Below are 1,093 nucleotides of genomic sequence, written 5' to 3' on the forward strand. Positions count from 1 at the left end.
TTGCGCTGCGGGTTTCCGAACAGCTGTTCTGGCGTGCCCTGCTCCTCGATCCTGCCGCCGAAGAAGAAGCAGACACGATCGGCGATGTCGCGGGCGAAGCCCATTTGGTGCGTGACCATCAGCATGGTCAGGCTGTAATCCGACACCAGCTGGCGGATGACGTTCGTCACTTCGCCGATGACCTCGGGATCCAGCGCCGAGGTCACCTCGTCGAATAGCATGACCTTGGGCCGCATGGCGAGGGCTCGAGCGATCGCCACGCGCTGCTGCTGGCCGCCGGACAGGCGCGAGGGGTGCTGGTTGCGCTTGTCGGCCATGCCGACCATCTCGAGCAGCTCCTCCGAGCGCTCGCGCGCCTGCTTGCGCGGAATGCCCAGCACGTGTACCGGCCCTTCCATGCAGTTCTCCAGCGCCGTCATGTGCGGAAACAGATTGAAATGCTGGAAGCACATGCCGATCTTCGAACGCATGGATCTTAGATACTTCTGGCTGGCGGGCACCAGCTTGCCATCCTTCTCCATGTGGGTGAGCGGCTTGCCGTCGACGTAGATGACACCCTCGTTGATGCGCTCCAGTGTCATCAGGGTACGCAGTACCGTGGTCTTGCCCGAGCCTGACGGGCCAATGATCGTGACCATCTCGCCCTCCGCGACATCGAGATCGAGATCTTCGATAACGGTGAGGGAGCCGTAACGCTTGGCTACTTTTTGAAAACGCACCATGGGAACGCCTTCGCCGGTAAGCTCGAGCGGAAATTGGGAGAGGTCCGTATCGTCCATCAGGTCATCCCGAGTTTGCGGCGAACCCATGCATCGAAGCCGCGAAGGGCCGCAGCCGACGGCAGTGAAATCAGGAGGAAGATCACTCCGACAATCGTATAAGGTTCGAGGTATCGATAGTTTTCCGAGCCGATGGAGTTCGCCGTTTGCATCAATTCCGCAACGCCGATGACCGATAGCACGGGCGTGTCCTTGAAGATGCCGACCAGGTAGTTGCCCATGCCAGCCACGGAGGGCGGCAAGGCCTGTGGGATGACAACACGGAAATAGGTGCGCGCGGTCGACAGATTAAGCGATGTCGCCGCCTCCCACTG

Annotated in this window: 2 protein-coding genes; both read right to left on the bottom strand. The window is 60.6% G+C overall.

Annotation, left to right across the window (positions count from 1 at the left end):
• Positions 1 to 779: ectoine/hydroxyectoine ABC transporter ATP-binding protein EhuA (gene ehuA, locus AC0YKC_RS33950; RefSeq protein WP_488514237.1), on the bottom strand; the 779-nt coding region annotated here is incomplete at its 3' end.
• The coding region (locus AC0YKC_RS33955) for an ABC transporter permease subunit (RefSeq protein WP_488514236.1) at positions 779 to 1,093 on the bottom strand (315 nt) is incomplete at its 5' end. The genes ehuA and AC0YKC_RS33955, both read right to left, overlap by 1 nt.

The organism is Mesorhizobium sp. CNPSo 4661 (genome assembly GCF_057784215.1).